The sequence below is a fragment of the Bacteroides sp. 11BF genome (assembly GCF_019633765.1).
In the GTDB taxonomy this organism is placed as follows: domain Bacteria; phylum Bacteroidota; class Bacteroidia; order Bacteroidales; family Bacteroidaceae; genus Bacteroides; species Bacteroides hominis.
The window spans coordinates 39280-57427 of the sequence record NZ_JAFKPJ010000012.1; the positions used below are offsets into that span (position 1 = coordinate 39280).

The 18148-nt window shown below is 47.9% G+C and carries 9 protein-coding genes; 2 read left to right on the forward strand and 7 right to left on the reverse strand.

From position 1 onward, the window contains the following. Positions 1-33 precede the first annotated feature (33 nt). The 4 genes from JZY04_RS13640 to JZY04_RS13655 all read right to left on the reverse strand — a co-directional run bounded on the left by JZY04_RS13640 (position 34) and on the right by JZY04_RS13655 (position 9101). Complete coding sequence (locus tag JZY04_RS13640) at positions 34-1851, reverse strand: alpha-L-fucosidase (RefSeq protein WP_122142769.1); 1818 nt, start codon at positions 1849-1851, stop codon at positions 34-36. A gap of 155 nt (positions 1852-2006) precedes the next feature. Beyond that, positions 2007-5069, reverse strand: coding sequence for a glycoside hydrolase family 2 TIM barrel-domain containing protein (locus JZY04_RS13645; RefSeq protein WP_122142770.1), 3063 nt, complete (start codon positions 5067-5069; stop codon positions 2007-2009). Between the two features lie 109 nt (positions 5070-5178). Next, positions 5179-7497 (reverse strand): family 20 glycosylhydrolase, encoded by a 2319-nt coding sequence (locus tag JZY04_RS13650; protein WP_122142771.1) that lies wholly within the window; start codon positions 7495-7497, stop codon positions 5179-5181. 17 nt (positions 7498-7514) lie between these two features. Beyond that, the gene (locus JZY04_RS13655) at positions 7515-9101 is read right to left on the reverse strand and encodes a sulfatase (RefSeq protein WP_122142772.1); all 1587 of its coding nucleotides are present in this window, start codon (positions 9099-9101) and stop codon (positions 7515-7517) included. Between the two features lie 405 nt (positions 9102-9506). Between JZY04_RS13655 and JZY04_RS13660 the strand changes: the two genes are divergently transcribed. Beyond that, positions 9507-10973, forward strand: coding sequence for an arylsulfatase (locus tag JZY04_RS13660; RefSeq protein ID WP_122142773.1), 1467 nt, complete (start codon positions 9507-9509; stop codon positions 10971-10973). Between the two features lie 101 nt (positions 10974-11074). Here the strand turns inward: JZY04_RS13660 and JZY04_RS13665 are convergent, their stop codons facing one another. Next, complete coding sequence (locus JZY04_RS13665) at positions 11075-12724, reverse strand: beta-N-acetylhexosaminidase (protein WP_122142774.1); 1650 nt, start codon at positions 12722-12724, stop codon at positions 11075-11077. Between the two features lie 196 nt (positions 12725-12920). Here JZY04_RS13665 and JZY04_RS13670 point away from each other — a divergent pair, with 196 nt between their 5' ends. Continuing rightward, on the forward strand, positions 12921-15839 hold the full coding sequence (locus JZY04_RS13670) for a two-component regulator propeller domain-containing protein (protein WP_122142775.1): 2919 nt from the start codon (positions 12921-12923) through the stop codon (positions 15837-15839). Positions 15840-16017: 178 nt separating this feature from the next. On the opposite strand, the gene JZY04_RS13675 is transcribed toward JZY04_RS13670, so the two are convergent. Together JZY04_RS13675 and gpmA are read right to left on the reverse strand one after the other, a co-directional pair. Beyond that, complete coding sequence (locus JZY04_RS13675; protein ID WP_005780549.1) at positions 16018-17070, reverse strand: class I fructose-bisphosphate aldolase; 1053 nt, start codon at positions 17068-17070, stop codon at positions 16018-16020. Between the two features lie 167 nt (positions 17071-17237). Continuing rightward, positions 17238-17984, reverse strand: coding sequence for a 2,3-diphosphoglycerate-dependent phosphoglycerate mutase (gene gpmA, locus JZY04_RS13680; RefSeq protein ID WP_005807593.1), 747 nt, complete (start codon positions 17982-17984; stop codon positions 17238-17240). Between the last annotated feature and the right edge of the window lie 164 nt (positions 17985-18148).

Genomic DNA, 18148 nt, shown 5'->3' on the forward strand with positions numbered 1-18148 from the left:
AGATAACCCGGAGCAGTTGTTCAATGGAACGACTTACTTCTGCAAACGGATACCGATTTCGTTCAAAGCGACCTTTGCCGGAGTAGCGTCCGGTGTAGTGGCATCGAGTTTGATGTAGCGGGCACTGACCTTGTTGCCGAACGAAACGGCCTGCGGAACAGGGTTGTGCATAATGTTGCTGAACTCCCCGGTAGTCGGCACTTCTTTCCAGTCTTCACCATTGATACTTACATAGAATTTATAACGGAAAGCCATTGTCGGCTTTGCTTCCGCATTGGCAGGAGCATATACGAAACCTGCCATCTCTACGGCTTTTCCAAGATCAATCACCAACGGAGAGGCAGTCACTTGTTTCCATGCAGCACGAGGCAGATCGTTCCAATTTTCTTTCGCAGACGCCTCTTCCAACGGACGGGCATAGTAGGCAGCCACTTCGCTGATATTAGCCGTCAGACGGCAAGCGTCAATCTTCACTCTCAGTTGAGTGGCCTCGATAGCCGGAATACGTATCAGACGTTTATAACCCACGGTAGTACCTTTGGCTATCTCCTTCCATCCTCCGGCAGTCAGTGCCTCGACAGTAAAAGCTTCTGTACGCTGTCCTTTCGAGATATCCTCACGTAGCATCACCACGTTGATTTCCGATTTCGGTTTCAGCTGATAGGTATGGGTATCACCCGGTTTGGCAGCCCATGGTTTCAATCCGCCTTTCACACGGTTATCGGCAAAAATTTCTTTGCGATAGTCGGCAAACTCTTTCAGACGGTTAACGTCGGCATCGCTGATGCGTCCGCGCCGATCGGGAGGGATATTGAGCAGCAACACTGAGTTGTAACCCACAGATTTGAAATAAATATCGGTCAGATGCTTGAGGCTCTTCACCTTACCGTCCTCCTGCTGATGATAAAACCATCCCGGACGGATCGATACATCCACCTCGGAAGGATACCAGAAGAGTTCCCTGGCATTGACCAACATGTCGCGTCCGCCCAAATCTTTGGAAGTCGCTTTTACACCTAACGCTTTGTTCTGCTCTTCACAACGGGCATAAGTGCCCGGAGTCAATACGGTGGCACTCCACTCCGTTTCACGCCCCAGTCCGCGCTCGTTGCCTACCCATCGTACATCGTCACCCATAATGGCAGTCACTGCATGGGATTGAAGACGACGGATGGTAGAGAGGATGGCGGTCCAGTCATATTCCTGTTTCTTTCCGTTGGGACCTTCACCATTGGCTCCGTCGAACCAGACTTCGTGTACTTCACCATAATTGGTAAGCAGTTCAGTCAGCTGTTCGATAAAGAACTCGTTGTATTTCGGAGAATCCCCATAACAAGATGCATTCCGATCCCAGGGAGAGAGGTAAACACCGAACTTGATACCGTATTTATCACAGGCATCACGGAGTTCACGCACCACATCACCCTTTCCGCCTTTCCAAGGAGAAGAGGCCACGGAGTGGTTAGTAGTCCTGGTAGGCCACAGGCAAAATCCATCATGATGCTTGGCGGTCAGGATAGCCATCTTGAAACCCGCCTCTTTGAGTGAACGCACCCATTGTTCCGCATCAAGTTCGGAGGGATTGAAGAGTGCGGGATCCTCTTTTCCGTCTCCCCACTCACGCCCGGTAAAAGTATTGATACCAAAATGGAGGAAAGCAGTCAGTTCCATCTGTTGCCACGCCAGCTGTTGCGGAGTAGGTACAAGACGTGCTGCCATATCGACTTTCTGCTCAAGGGTAGCACCTTGCGGAAATTCCACGTGCTTCACATAGTAGTCGTCTTTTTTTTGGGCCTGTCCGGCTGTACAGATAGCTGCAAGCAGAACCGTCGATAAAATAAGTTTCTTCATAAATGTATTGTTTTAAGTTTGATTTACCACAGAGTAACACAGAGTCTCTCACAAAGGATTTTCCTCTCTTTAATATCCTATTAACAAGAACTTAGAAACTCTCTGAAACTCTGTGGTAAACCGTATCCTTTTCTATTCCACGTTAAATATTCTGTCTATTTCACCCCTCTCAGCGTGAACTCAAAACTTTGCTCCGTCAGCGGCACGCGGTATTGCGGTTGTACACCGGGACCACAGGTTGCTGTCCCTACACCTGCCTGTTCGGCATCCAGATGAACAGTGATACGGCCGTTACGTTCCAGATCGTTAATGTGGCGGGCTTTCTCCAACACATCGTCAGTAAACGGAACGACACTGAACTGGAACGGACGGTTCGAATCGACAAAGATTCCTTGTCCGGCTTCATCCTCCAATTTCATCCAGCGGACATCCGTACGATTTCCGGTAGATTGCGGAGTCACGTAATAGTGGAACATCCTTTCGGCAGTAGTCCGATACAGCCCTATCTTGCCCGACTGCATACGGTCAGCGTAAGTCTCGTTATCACCGCGTCCCAGATAAGCCACATTGCCAAACGTATCGTTCATCTCGAAGGTCAGCCCCAGGCGTGCCATTGATTTCACCACAGCCGTATCGGGACGGAAAGTCACTTTCACCTTCAAAGCCCCGGCAGCATTCAGTGAGTAAATGAAATCGGCATCCCCCACTTTAGTTCCCTTCGCATTCAGGACTTCTACGCGTGCAGTAGCGGTACTCTTGCTCTCCTTCAGTGACACCACTTTCTGGCTCAGCTGATCGAGTCCGGATTTACGCCAAAGATAAGCACCGTTGCGATCGCGGTTATCATTGTCCGTAGCGGGACGGAAAAGGCTCAGTGTAACAGGAGTTGCCAGCAATTCCTGCCCGTCCAGTGTAAAAGAGTTCAAAGCACCAGTCGCCTTATCCAACGTAAAAGCAGTCTGTCCGGCCTTGGCAGGCAGATAAGCCGTACTGTTCTTTGTTCCGGGCAATACAAACTGGTCGTAAGCCACCTCCCAATGAGTACCCACCATCGGTGAAGCTTCTTTACGAGTCCAGCTCAGGTTGAGATATCCTTCACGCACATTGGCAGGCAAGACAACTTTTCCTAATGTCACATCAACTGTAGCATGTGGCGCACAATTCACTTCTTTTGTTCCTTCTGTGACCGTTTGTCCGTTATCGCCCACCACCTGCCAATGCAGGATATATTCGTTCAGATTGGAGAAGTCGAACCAGTTTTTCACTTTTATGGTCAGATTGCTCTTATTGAACAAGGTACACTTGATGTTCTGATAAACCTTTTTCACTTCAAGCAAGTGCGGATGCGGGACACGGTCAGCGCTTACCAACCCGTTGCAGCAGAAATTACCGAAACTCGGAACTCCTTTGGGACCGTAGTCCCCACCATACGACCAATACCAACGCCCATTCGCGTCTATCTCACGGAACGACTGGTCTACCCAGTCCCACACGCAACCACCTTGTGCCATCGGATTATTTTCGAACACATCCCAATACTCCTTCAGGCCACCTACGCTGTTGCCCATGGCGTGCACGTATTCGCAAAGAATGAACGGACGGTAAATATCTTTCTGTGCCAGATAGGTTTTGATTTCATCGACACTGCGGTACATCCGGCAATAAATATCGGTGTTATAATTCTGCTCGGCACGTTCGTATTGAACGGGACGATTCTTTTCTACCGATTTCAACCAGTCATAGGTACGTTCGAAGTTAATTCCGTTTCCGGCTTCGTTACCCAACGACCAAATGACGATGGCAGGATGGTTCTTCGAACGCTCGTACATACGGTGTGTACGATCCATGTGTGCTGTCAGCCAAGTGCTGTCCTTAGCAAGCGAAGCAGGACCGTAGCCCATACCATGCGACTCGATGTTGGCCTCGTCGATCATATAAAGTCCGTAGCGATCGCAAAGCTGATACCAGTACGGATGAGTGGGATAATGTGAATTACGCACGGTATTGATATTGTACAGCTTCATCAATCGGATATCCTGCTCCATCAGCTCTTTGCTGACAGTACGTCCCAATTGCGAATGTTCATGCCGGTTGGTTCCCTTCACCAGCACAGGTACACCATTGATGCAGAAACGTCCGTCCTTGATCTCCGAAGTACGGAAACCCACTTCGCAACCGGTAACTTCCATCACCCGTCCTCCCGCATTTTTCAGTTCCAACACGAGCGTATAGAGATTGGGGTGCTCGGCACTCCAAGGCTTCACGTCTTTCAGGCGCTGTTCACCGAAAGTGATGAAGTTACTCAACCCACGTGATTTGACAGGCATTTCGCCCGAAAGTACGGGACGTCCGGCTGCATCATTCAGAGTATAAGTTACAAATACCGCTCCATTGGCAGGTCCCTCAACGGTAACATCGAGTCCGAAGATACCATCTTTGTAACGCTCCTTCTCGAGGGTGGCATTTACTTTATAGTCGGCAATGTACTGCTTCGGAGTACTATATAAATATACATCACGTTCAATGCCGCTCAAACGCCACATATCCTGACATTCCAGGTAAGAGCCCGAACTCCAGCGGTAAACTTCAAGTGCGACGGTATTCTCGCCTTCTTCCAGCTTGTCAGTAATGTCCCACTCGGCTGCCGTCTTTGAGCCTTGGTTGTAACCGAGGAAATGACCGTTCACCCATACATAATAGAAAGAGGTGACACCTTCACAACAGAGAACCACCCGGCGGTCTTTCCATCCGGCAGGCACAGTGAAAGTTCGGCGGTAAGAGCCAACTTCGTTTTCTTCAGACGGTACGAGAGGAGGATTTTTCTTGAAGTTGAACATCTTATCATCGAATTCATAAGTCTCGTTCACATAAATAGCAGTTCCATATCCCTGACGCTCCCAGTTTCCGGGTACGTTAATGTCTGCCCACCCTCCGGTATAGAACGAAGGTTTATAAAAGTCTTTCGGACGGAGGTCGGGATTCTTCACCCAATGGAATTTCCATTTGCCGTTCAGGCTCAAATAATAGGGAGACTGTTCATAGTCCCCTTTTTTCACATCGGCAGCATCTGCGTAAGGCCACACATAGGTGTGAGGGGCCAACTTGTTCAGGCCTACCGCATATTGGCTCTGCCATTCGGGAGTCTTCTGCGCCTTTGCGGGTACCATAACCAGACAGGCCAGTAGCAGTAGAAAGGTTAGTTTGATAGGTTTGTTCATTGTTTATCAGGTATTTAATATTCAATTATCTTTCTCGGGGATGTGTCGAAACTCGCCACAGAAGACTTTTGACATATCCCCCTTTGATTTTTAAAGGTAAATACGGATCCTATTCGATCATAACTTCGTCAAAAAAGACGCGCGCTTCCTGTCCGGGACGCACATGATCAGGAGGACATTTTCCGGCTCCACGAACTGTAACGCGCACATATCTGGCCTTTGCCGCTCCCAGATCGAATTTCAAATCATCCACATAAGTTCCTTCACGGAAAATATCTTCGGGAGTAAATCGCTTCTCTCCCACTTCCGTAAAATTAATGTTATCCGAAGACAACGTAACACTGACGGACTCCGGTTTGTGCACAGCCATTCCGTACACTGTAATAGAACCCAGCGTAAAAGTATGGATATTTTCTTCTTTTTGCAAATCTATCGTAAAAGAAATACTATCATTGTCTGTCCACGAGCACCATTCGGAATCGGTTTGTTTCAAGCTGCCACGCACTCCGTTGGTTAAAACCGGAACACCGGAAGCCCCCCGGGTGAATACCGGTTTCGCAGTAGCCTTATTGTACGACAAAGGCAACACGAGAGTCTTTCCCATCTGCTGCCCATCGGCAAAAGTGGCACACTTCAAGGTCTGTGCGGTACGGAACGTGAGCGACTGAGTATAGAGAGCAGAAGCTGCTCCCGGCTCGGCGCCATCGGTTGTATAACGGATTTCCACATCGGGACGCATGCACTCCAGTTTCACTTGCAATGTACCATCAACCGGAGTAGACGTATGTTGTATGTTGTACATAGAACGGGCGTATCCCACCCCTTTGACGGCAAGGTGTTCGTTATAACGATCCAGCGCTTTCAGAAACGAAGCCCAGTTTTTCTGCTCCGGGCGACTCCATCCCACTTCGGCAAGTGCTGCCAGACGGGGGAAGACGAGATAGTCCACATCCTCGGGACGGTTACAGAACTCCGTCCATAACGATGCCTGTACGCCCATCAGTAACGAAGCATATTCGGGCTTCCAATTCTTCTGCACAGGTTCGTATTGATAAACGTCTTTCAGCGTATTGTTACCAAAATAAGTGAGTGGTTCAAACCATTGCGGTCCTTGATAACGGATCAGGTACATCACACGGGCCGGAGTCATCACAAAACGATGTCCCTGCGCAGCAGCTTTCAGGGCAGCGTTGCCCATCCCTTGCCAACCGAAGACAACGGCTCCCTCGGGGATGAAGCTGTTTGTCAACTCGTCCCATCCCATCACCTCTTTACCTTTACTGCGCACATAGTCACCTATCCGCTTCATGAAATAGCCTTGAAGGTCCTCTTCATGGGCAATGTGTTCTTTCTTCATACGATCCTGGCAAAGAGGACACTTTTTCCAATAAGTTTTCTGCGCTTCGTCGCCACCCAGATGGATGTAATGTGAAGGAAAAAGCGCAGCCACTTCATCAATGACATCTTGCAGAAAAGTGAATACACTATCGTTTCCGGCACAGTAGATGATTCCTGCATGGTCTCCACCCAGACCGGGCAATACACCGATAAACCGGTCTACCACGGGACAAGCCAAATGCGGATAAGCAGCCAGTGACGAATTGGTATGTGCCGGCATCTCTATCTCGGGAATGATCTCTACCTGACGGTCGGCAGCATAAGCTATCATCTCCCTCATATCCTCCTGGGTATAAAAGCCACCGATGGGAGTCGGTTCTCCGGGCAACGGATTCCGGCGCGAATGGAATGGCACATCGGTATGATCCACCCGCCAGGCACCGACCTCGGTCAGCCGGGGATATTTCTTAATTTCAAGCCGCCAGCCATTATCGTCCACCAGATGAAAATGGAGTTTATTCACCTTCAGCATAGCCATGCAATCGATGATTCTCAACACATATTCTTTGGGAAGAAAAAAGCGGGAAACATCAAGCATTAGCCCCCGGTAACCGAAACGGGGCTCGTCCTGAATGCTCAAACAAGGAACCGTCCACAGTGCATTGACTGTATGATGATTTTCAATATCGGGAGGAAGCAACTGGCGGATGGTCTGTAAGGCATAGAAAAACCCTTTCACATCCGATGCTCTGACCGTAATCTGTTCCGGAATGATATCCAACCGATAGGCTTCGCTTTTCAATGACTCGTCGGTGACGAAACGTACATCGCCTTTCATCTTTCCCGTTTTCAATACGGGAGTAAACCCGGCAGCTTTGGTGAAGAGGTTTATAAAATTCCGTACCACTTTCGCCTGTTCGGCATTTTCCACAACCAGCGTAGTACCTCCCGAAAAACGGAAATGCCCGGTGCCCGATACCATTTGTACCGGGCAGGGGACTATAGAAACTGTTTGTGTTAAGTCATCAGCCTGCAACGCCGCAAGGGGGCAGAGCGTCAGCAGGAGTATGCATATTATAATGTGTTTCATATATCCGGGATTTCCACTTATTCTTTATCTCTCTCCGGCGAGAAACGTACCGGATCATTATACTGTTCCTGAAGTTGCAGCATCTGCTCTTTGAGTTCTTTCACTACAGGTTCGTATTCTTTCTGCCCGTACAGATTATGCATCTCCGTCGGATCAGCCTGCATATCATAAAGTTCCCACCAGTTGATGTCATTGTAGAAATGAATCAGTTTATAGCGTTCGGTACGTACCCCGTAGTGGCGTTTCACCATATGTTCGGCGGGATACTCATAGAAATGATAGTACAGCGCCTTCCGCCAGTCTTTGGGTTGTTCACCCTTCAGCAACGGTAACAGAGATACACCCTGAATATCGGCAGGAACGGGAGCACCGGCCAATTCGAGGAACGTAGGTGCATAGTCGATGTTCTGAACCATTTCGGTAATGTCGCCACGACGGTCAAAACCCTTCGGCATACGCATGATCAACGGTGTACGCATCGATTCTTCGTACATGAAGCGTTTGTCGAACCAGCCGTGTTCGCCCATATAGAAGCCTTGGTCAGAAGTGTAGACTACCAGGGTGTTATCCAGTAATCCTTTCTTTTCAAGATAGTCGAGCACACGTCCCACATTGTCGTCCAGCGACTTCACTGTCTTCATATAGTCACGCATGTAACGCTGGAACTTCCAGTTGGCAAGTTCCTTTCCACTTAGATTCTGCTTGTAGAAGTCATCGATCAACGGACCGTAGAATTTATCCCATGCCGCACGTTGTCCTTCGTCCATACGTCCCAGAAATCTCTGGTAGAGCGATTTTAAACGTGAATCTTTATCGGGGCGAAGCATCTTCAGGTCATAAATCATATCCATATCCTTCACAATACTCATCTCTTGCGCTGCGGCAGCCGGACGGCCTTCGTAATCGTCAAAGAAATTGTCGGGCAGCGGGAAGGTTTTGTCTTCGTACAAAGACAGGTTACAGGTATCCGCCATCCAGTTGCGGTGGATAGCCTTATGGTGAATCAGCAGACAGAACGGTTTGCTCTCGTCACGTTTGTTCTCCATCCAATCGATAGCGTCATCGGTAATCAGGTTGGTAATGTACCCATGTCTGTGAACGGTGTCGTTGTCCTGAGTGATAAAGTCGGGGTTATAATAGTCACCTTGTCCGGGCACAATCTCCCAATAATTGAATCCTGAGGGCAGACTCTCAAGGTGCCACTTGCCTACGAGTGCAGTTTGATAGCCGGCCTTCTGAAGCAGTTTCGGGAAAGTTTGCTGGGCACTGTCGAACACGCAGGTAGTATTGTCATAAAACTTGTTGGCACAACTATGCTTGCCTGTGATCATACAAGCACGGCTGGGACCGCTCAGAGAGTTTGCAACGAAGGAATTTGTAAAACGCACGCCGTCACGGGCAATACGGTCGAGGTTCGGAGTTTCCATATAACGGGTATCGTAGCAGCTCATCATTTGTGCCGTATGGTCGTCCGTCATAATATAAACAATGTTCAGGGGCTTTTGCTCTTCTTTCTGTTTGCCTATGGCACATGAAGCCAAAGAAGCTACTGCCGCCGCACCTGTCAGCGAGCAGAGAATTCCGGAAGATAGGTTGTTCATCATAAAGTAGTTTTTCTATTAGGGATTAATTAGTGGTACAAATATAAAGAGTTTTAACCCCCCATAGAGTTCAAAAACAACTATGATTCTTCTGAAAACGTCTAATAATGGAATAAAAAGGGCATTTATAGACGTTTTTGAACATCGGATAGACAAAATCGGAAGCCTGTCGTGAACGAGTCTTAACTGAAATTTGTATATTTGCAGACATAGAAGCCTGACAAAACTGTTTAGAAATGAATACGATTCACCACAGAGGACACGGAGGACACAGAGTTTTGATCTCTTGTTGATTAAGATGTTTGAGAGAAAGATATTCTCTGTGTTCTCTGTGTCCTCCGTGGTGAATTAAACTCAAAAACAAATACTGAATGAACTAAATACAAACCTAATCAACAAACTCTTTTTATGAATCAAAAATTATTGCTCAGCAGTGCGCTGCTTGTCGGCATGGCCGGAACACAACAAGCGTTTGCACAAAAGAAAAAAGTTCAGGACCCCAAAAAGCCGAACGTAGTTTTCATTTTGGCCGACGACCTCGGATTCGGTGACCTGAGTTGCTACGGACAAGAGAAGTTCGAAACTCCCAACATCGACAAACTGGCCCAGGAAGGAATGCGCTTCACCCAATGTTATTCGGGAACAACGGTAAGTGCCCCCTCACGCTCTTGCCTGCTGACAGGTACTCATAGCGGACATACGGCTATTCGTGGTAACGTCGAACTCGATCCGGAAGGACAATTCCCTCTGCCGGCAGATGCACAGACCATCTTCCACGATTTTCAGAACGCAGGATACAAAACCGGCGCTTTCGGTAAATGGGGGCTGGGATTCATCGGCTCTACAGGCGATCCGAAAAAACAGGGAATCGACGAATTCTACGGTTACAACTGCCAATTGCTGGCACACAGCTACTATCCTGATCACTTGTGGGACAATGACAAACGGGTAGAGTTGAAAGACAACACACTGGATGTGCAGTATGGCAAAGGTACTTACTCACAAGACCTGATCCACTCAAAGGCACTCGACTTCCTTGACCGGATGGGAAAAAGCGGAGAATCGTTCTGCATGTGGTATCCTACCATCATCCCTCATGCCGAACTGATCGTACCGGAAGACAGCATTATCAAAAAGTTCCGCGGCAAGTATCCCGAGAAACCTTTCCATGGCACCGAACCGGGTAACCCGGCATTCCGTAAAGGCGGATACTGCTCTCAGTTCTACCCTCACGCAACGTTTGCAGCCATGGTTTACCGCCTCGACGTATATGTAGGCCAGATTGTACAGAAGCTGAAAGATATGGGTATCTATGACAACACCATCATCATCTTTGCCAGCGATAACGGACCGCACATGGAAGGAGGAGCCGATCCGGACTTCTTCAATAGCAACGGTATCTGGCGCGGATATAAACGCGACCTCTACGAAGGAGGAATCCGTGTACCGATGATCATCTCTTGGCCGGAACGTGTACAACCCAGCACCCAAACCGACTTCATGTGTTCGTTCTGGGATGTAATGCCCACTTTCCGTGAAATATTGAACCCGAAAGCCAAGAACCAACAGATGGACGGTGTGAGCCTGTTACCACTACTTAAAAACCGCAAAGGACAGAAAGAACACGAATATCTGTATTTTGAGTTCCAGGAGATGAACGGACGCCAGGCCGTACGTAAAGGCCCATGGAAGTTAGTTCACATGAACGTTCGCGGCAAAAACCCGTATTTCGAACTCTACAACCTGAATTCCGATCCGTCGGAACGCCACAATGTACTGAACCAGTTCCCGGAAAAAGTGGCCGAACTGAAAGGCATCATGCAGGCTGCACATGTGACAAATCCTAATTTCCCACTGTTACCGGGAGAAAAATAAGAAGAAACATTTTACTTCATTACAGAATACACAGAGGGCACAGAGATAATTTCTTTTAATAGAAAATCTCTGTGCCCTCTATAATTATTAATAACTTGCAGTTATTGCTTCACTGCCACCGTATCTGCCGCAAAGACATCTTTCCGGTAGCCATACCCCAGGTCGGAATAAATCTTCAACATCTCAGGCAGACGTTCCATGAAACGGTCGAAATTTTTATGTTCCGGCAATGTCCATTGTATTTCGGACAAAGCAGCCATTCGAGGTAAAATCTGCCACTCCATCTTGGTTGAATCGGCAGTCCACTCCGTCCAGATACAACCTTGAGTACCGATTACAAACTTCTTTTCGGCATCGGTCAGTTCGGCAGGAATAGGTTCGAAGTTATATACACGATTCATCCATTCGAATCCGGTCATCTTATTAATGCGCGGATTGCTGAAATAGAGCCGCTGGATAGGAGTCATGATGACATCGTGATGCTGGCGCGCAGCTTCGATGCCTCCTTGAATACCCCTCCATGACATGATGGTAGAATTCGGGGTCAGACCGCCTTCCAATACTTCGTCCCATCCCAACATACGGCGTCCGTGGGCGTTGATCTCTTTCTCCAACTCAGACATGAAATAGGTCTGCAACTGATTCTCTTTCGAATGTTTAGGCAGCGCTTTGATACCCAGTTCCTTAATTTTAGCCTGACATTTAGGGCATTTCTCCCAACGGCTCTTCGGACACTCGTCTCCACCGATATGAATGTATTCGGAAGGGAAAATATCCATAATCTCGTCCAACACGTCTTTAGTAAACTGAAGTGTCTGCTCGTTACCGGCACAAAGCACATCGGGAAATACACCAAATGAACAAAGCACCTTATAGGGACCACCCGTGCAACCCAGTTCCGGATAAGAAGCCAGGGCGGCTGTAGTATGTCCCGGAAGGTCTATTTCGGGAACTACCGTAATGAAGCGATCGGCCGCATAACGGACAATCTCACGGGCTTCATCCTGTGTATAGAAACCACTGTGAGGCTTTCCATCGAACTTCTTGGTTTCCCAGTCAATAATGGTAGAATCTCGTCTGGAACCTATTTCCGTTAGTTTGGGATACTTTTTGATTTCAATTCGCCACCCCTGGTCTTCGGTCAGGTGCCAATGGAAATAGTTGATGTTATGCAATGCCATCAGGTCAATCATCTGTTTGAGGTAGCTGACGGGGAAGAAATGGCGACCTACGTCGATCATGAATCCACGATAACGGAAACGGGGAAAGTCGGTAACCGTTCCGGCAGGAAGAGCTGCCGCCACTTTTCCGTCCTTCAGAATCGGAAGGGCTTTGTGGATGGTTTGGGTACCGTAGAATACTCCGGCCTCACTGCCTCCGGTGAGAAGAACCTTCTCGGGGGTGATCTCAAGTTTATAACCTTCCGGGTGAGTCATTGTCGTATCTACAGCAAGGATAATGGCGTTACTGCCCTTCTCTTTATCGGACACACGGACTTCGGTTCCGGTCATCTCTTTTATAAAGGTAGCCAGAAAATCGGCAGTACGATGCATTTTTTCATTAGCTGCCGGATAGATGATCGTAGTACTGTGGTTGATAACAAAAGGTGTAGTGTCTTGGGCAAGGACAATCTCTTGCGGCTGAGGAATTACGTCCAGATTCCCCTTTTCGATAACTGCGGGGCGACAGGCACAGAATAGCACAACGGCCAACAAACCGGGAGCTAAACGGAATAATAATCTCTTGTTCATAGTGTTTTGATTTGCTCACCACAGAGTCACACCGAGTTCCATAGAGGAAGGAAGCATAGAAGATACGCTCTATGGGACTCTGTGTACTCTGTGGTTAATGTTATTCATTTCGGCAAAGATAAGATTTTATTTCCATTTTTTTGGTCACGTCTATGCAAACTGTTACTTTTGCCGTTAACGTGATAGATATGCATCCATGAAAAACAACCCATATACCGGCTTTCTCTGTTGGTTGACCATACTTCTGGCAGTCTGCTGCCTCCCGCTGAAAGCCGGTCATTACTACTATAAACAGATTTCCCTGAAGGAGGGACTCCCTTCTACCGTGCGATGTGTCTATACCGAACCTAAAGGTTTCGTATGGATAGGCACCAATGCGGGATTGGGAAGGTTCGACGGAGAAAAGCTGAAGAAATATATCCACCGGAAAGAAGATGCACACTCGTTGCCACACAATTACATCCATCAGATCATTGAAGACAATCAACACAACATCTGGGTACTGACCGATGACGGAATAGCGCAGTATCGCAGGCAAAGCGACAATTTTACAACTCCACAAGACGAACAGGGACATTCCATCCTCGCCTATTCCACTTGCCTGACGGAACAGGGGGTGATCTTCGGCGGCCGCAACCGCATCTATCGTTACGATTACGAAAACCGTTCCGTAAAACTTCTGCTGGACTTCAGTTCCGACCCTTACTTCGCCATCTCCGCCATCAGCCGATGGGACGAAGAGACGCTGCTATGTTGCAGCCGGTGGCAAGGTCTCAGGTTGATCAATCTCCGTTCGGGAGAACGCCGTCTCCCTCCATTCGACTGTGGGAAAGAGATCATGGCACTCCTGATCGACTCGCACAACCGCATCTGGGTGGCCCCCTACAATGAAGGCTTGCGCTGCTTCAGTCCCGAAGGCAGATTGTTAGCCTCGTACACTACCGCAAACTCCCGCCTCAGCAACAACGTGGTGCTTAGCATAGCCGAACGGGACTCGCACATCTGGGTAGGAACGGACGGAGGAGGTATCAATATCATACGTCCGGACAACCATCAGATCACCGTTCTTGAACATATTCCCGGAGATAACTATTCACTTCCCGTCAACTCTATCCTATCGCTCTACAACGATACCTATAACAACATGTGGGCCGGAAGCATTCGCAAGGGTTTGATCAATATCCGTGAAGTATCCATGAAGACCTATACCGATGTCTTTCCCGGAAGTAGCAAAGGGCTGAGTGATCCCGCCGTACTGAGTCTTTATCAGGACGAATCGGACGGACGGATCTGGATCGGGACGGACGGCGGAGGTATCAACAGTCTTGCCCCCGACACGGAAGAGTTCCGTCACGACCGGTCTACCTGGAGAGACAAAGTTGTATCTATCGCCGGTTTCACCGGGGAAACGCTCTTACTCTCTGTCTTTTCAAAAGGATTGTTTGTTTACAACAAAGCGAATGGAGAACAACAGTTACTGACCATCGACCATCCCCGCCTCAAACAATATCTCTACTACAGCGGAATGCCGGTAAATGTCTATCAGGACGAACCGGGCAGTGTCCTCTTGCTGGCAGGACATATTTACCGATACGACACCGACTCGCAGAAAATACGCGTAGTGAATGAAGAAGAAGGTATGGAAATTGCCGGCAGCATGAATGCCATTGCCCACAACGAGCGTTTCACCTACCTCAACGACAGCCGTACCCTCTACGAACTGGACCGGACAAACAACTGTCTGAAAAGACTTTTCAGCTGTACGGGAGATACATTATTATATTCTGTTTCGATGGACGAGAAAGGTGATTTCTGGATTGGCAGCAACACCGGACTGGGACAGTATACGCCGTCGACCAACCGGTATCATCCGTTGCCAACTTCCCTGTTCGGTGAAGTGAGTTCGGTTATTTGCGATCATCGGGGAAAAGTATGGATCGGGGCAGACCACATGTTGTTTGCCTGGATGCTGCAATCCCGGAAGTTCATCCTTTTCGGCGAATCGGACGGAGTTATTCCGAATGAATATCTGGCAAAACCCCGGCTTGTCTCCGGCAAGGGAGAAGTTTATATGGGAGGCGCAAACGGACTGCTCTGCATCGATAACCGCTTTTCGACAGCTCCATCCGACTATCCGGAAGTGGAACTGACCGACGTATACATAAACGGTGAGCCGGCCATTAACCAGATAACAGGACAGCCGGAGAAACTGACCCTCCCGCAGGACAGCCGGACCATAACCTTACGCATAATGTCCCACGAACAAGATATTTTCCGTAAAAAAAGATACCGTTATCAGATAGAAGGATTGAACGACGAACCGATTGAATCGTACGATCCGGAACTGATTATCCGTTCACTTCCGGCAGGCAAATATCGGATATTGGCCGCATGCAGTACCAAGAATGGCGACTGGACTCCCTTCCGTCCTATCCTGTCACTCACCATACTACCTCCCTGGTACCGGAGCGGATGGTTCATCATCTGTGTATTGCTTATTGCATCGGGTGTCATTGCTGCCGTCATTCTCACCATTCTGCGCCGCAGGCAAAACCGGTTGAAATGGGAACTAAAAGAGCGGGAGTTACAGGAATATGAAGAAAAAATCCGATTCCTGGTCAATGTCAGCAACGAACTCCTCCCCTCGTTCACCGAGACGGGTGAAAGAGAACTGCAAATCGTAGAGCTGATACGAAACCGACTCCGTAACGGAGAGAAAAATAAAACGGACACCGACATTAAAAATATCCCCAAAGAGGAAAAGAGCGAACTCAGCCAACCGGACGAGACTTTCCTACGAAAGCTGAACCGGCTAATCACCGACCACCTGGATAGTCCCGAACTGGACGTCACCTTCCTCTGTACGGAAATGGGATTGAGCCGTGCCTCACTCTACAACAAGTTAAAGGCCATGACCAACATGGGTGCCAACGATTACATCAATAAATTCCGCATGGAAAAGGCCATCCAACTGATCTCAACCACCGATCTCACCTTTACAGAGATAGCGGAAAAAATAGGATTTACAACATCACGTTATTTCAGTACTTCATTCAAGCAATATACAGGAGAGACACCGACTCAGTATAAAGAGAAAATAAGGAAAAAGCAATAGGGTGTAGCCATCCGATGCATAGGGTATAACCATCCGGAGTACATGGCTACACCCTATGCATCGGATAGCTACACCCTTTCGGACCCAGCATATTTCTTATCCGAATATAACTTCACTGAATAAAAAATGGAGTACGACACAGCCATACCCCATTCTCCATTCTAACAATCAAACTCAATCAAGCAATGGTGACAGATGCATCCAGATATACATCCTGGATGGCATTGAGCAATTCCACTCCCTCTTTCATCGGTTTCTGGAAAGCTTTACGTCCGCTAATCAACCCCATACCACCGGCACGTTTATTCACTACCGCCGTAACAACAGCGTCTTTCAAGTCGGAAGCTCCATGTGATTCGCCACCGGAATTAATCAAACCGACACGTCCCATATATCCGTTGGCTACCTGATAACGGCAAAGATCAATCGGATGATCGGTAGTCAGTTCGGTATACATTCTTTCGTCTGTCTTTCCAAAATGAATTGCTTTGAAACCACCGTTATTAGTAGGCAACTTCTGCTTCACAATATCCGCTTTAATGGTAACTCCAAGACGGTCTGCCTGCCCGGTTAGGTCGGCGGCAGCATGATAGTCTACTCCGTCTTTCTTAAAATCGTTGTTGCGCAGATAACACCACAAGATAGTGGCCATGCCCAATTCATGCGCATAGTCAAAAGCCTCGGCAATCTCTACCAACTGACGACGGCTTTGCTCGGAACCGAAATAGATAGTAGCTCCCACAGCCACCGCTCCCATCTCCCATGCCTCCTTGACGGTGCCAAACAACACCTGATCATACGAATTGGGATAAGACAGCAGTTCATTATGGTTCAGTTTCACTACAAAAGGAATTTTGTGAGCGTACTTACGGGCAACAGCCCCCAAAATACCGAAAGTAGAAGCAACGGCATTACATCCGCCTTCAATGGCCAGTTTTACAATGTTTTCCGGGTCGAAATAGATGGGATTCGGAGCGAACGAAGCTCCGGCTGTATGCTCAATATCCTGGTCGACAGGAAGAATGGACACATATCCCGTATTTGCCAGACGACCATGTCCCAGCAAAGTCTGCAAGCTGCGTAAGGTCTGTATGTTACGGTCCGAGTCAATCCATATCTTATCGATCGTATCCGGTGACGGCACGTGAATCAGTGATTTATCAATGGTTTTACAAGTGTGGTTCAGGTAGTATTCAGCCTGATTACCCAATAGTTCTATAATTTTATTCATAATTGTAATGGTTTTGAGTTTTATTCACCACGGAGGACACAGAGAACACAGAGAATTTCTTTCTCTTAAACATCTTAATAAACAAGAGATTAAAACTCTGTGTCCTCCGTGTATTCTGTGGTGAATAATATTCATTTTTATTCCGTAATGAGGGGTTTCCTCTTATCTTATTTTTTCTTTCCCTGATTGGCAACCGCTTCCATCAGTTTCCGGATTTCTTCGGGGTCACCCAGGAAATAGTCTTTTTCCAGATTCAGTTCGTCACTGAATTCAAATACGTAAGGAACAGCAGTTGGCAGATTCAGTTTCACGATCTCTTCGTCGGAGATGTGCTTCAAGTGCTTGATAATGCCCCGCAAACTGTTGCCGTGGGCAACCACCAGAATTTCATCAGCGGTTTTCAGATTCGGGAAAATGATACATTTCCAATAAGGCATGATGCGGTCGATGGTATCTTTCAAAGATTCCGTCCGGGGAAGTTCTGCATCGGGCACTTCCCGATAGCGGTTCTCAAAACGTGGATTTCTCGGATCGTCTTCCGATAGGGCATTGGGAGCTATATCATAACTCCTGCGCCAGATAAGTACCTGTTCGTCACCGTATTTGGCAGCCGTCTCGCTTTTATTCAATCCTTGCAGATCGCCATAATGCTTCTCGTTCAGACGCCAACTCTTCTCCACCGGAATCCAGTCCTGATCCATCCGGTCGAGCACACAATTCAGCGTTTTCACCGCTCGTTTAAGGTACGAAGTATAAGCTTTATCGAAATTAAATCCATTTTCTTTCAGTAGTTCACCCGCTTTGCAGGCCTCAGCAATTCCCTTTTCTGTCAGATCGACATCGGTCCAGCCGGTAAAACGGTTCTCCTTATTCCATGCACTTTCTCCATGACGGAGCAACACAATCTTTTTCATTCAACTCTCCTTTCTTTAGGTGTTTATTATAGAACATTTGTATTGAGTACAAAGTTCACGAAAGTAAAAGGAACAGTCAATACCTAAAAATGATGAAAGTGAGTTGCAAATTTGCCACAGAGTACACAGAGAATGCAAAAGACCATTCTTTCGAAGTAAGAGAT

Excerpts from the sequence above, each read along its gene's own strand:
- JZY04_RS13660 (WP_122142773.1), top strand. The coding sequence starts at position 9,507 with ATGAATCAAAAATTATTGCTCAGCAGTGCGCTGCTTGTCGGCATGGCC.
- JZY04_RS13655 (WP_122142772.1), bottom strand. The coding sequence starts at position 9,101 with ATGATGAACAACCTATCTTCCGGAATTCTCTGCTCGCTGACAGGTGCG.
- JZY04_RS13640 (WP_122142769.1), bottom strand. The coding sequence starts at position 1,851 with ATGAAGAAACTTATTTTATCGACGGTTCTGCTTGCAGCTATCTGTACA.
- JZY04_RS13650 (WP_122142771.1), bottom strand. The coding sequence starts at position 7,497 with ATGAAACACATTATAATATGCATACTCCTGCTGACGCTCTGCCCCCTT.
- gpmA (WP_005807593.1), bottom strand. The coding sequence starts at position 17,984 with ATGAAAAAGATTGTGTTGCTCCGTCATGGAGAAAGTGCATGGAATAAG.
- JZY04_RS13670 (WP_122142775.1), top strand. The coding sequence starts at position 12,921 with ATGAAAAACAACCCATATACCGGCTTTCTCTGTTGGTTGACCATACTT.
- JZY04_RS13675 (WP_005780549.1), bottom strand. The coding sequence starts at position 17,070 with ATGAATAAAATTATAGAACTATTGGGTAATCAGGCTGAATACTACCTG.
- JZY04_RS13665 (WP_122142774.1), bottom strand. The coding sequence starts at position 12,724 with ATGAACAAGAGATTATTATTCCGTTTAGCTCCCGGTTTGTTGGCCGTT.
- JZY04_RS13645 (WP_122142770.1), bottom strand. The coding sequence starts at position 5,069 with ATGAACAAACCTATCAAACTAACCTTTCTACTGCTACTGGCCTGTCTG.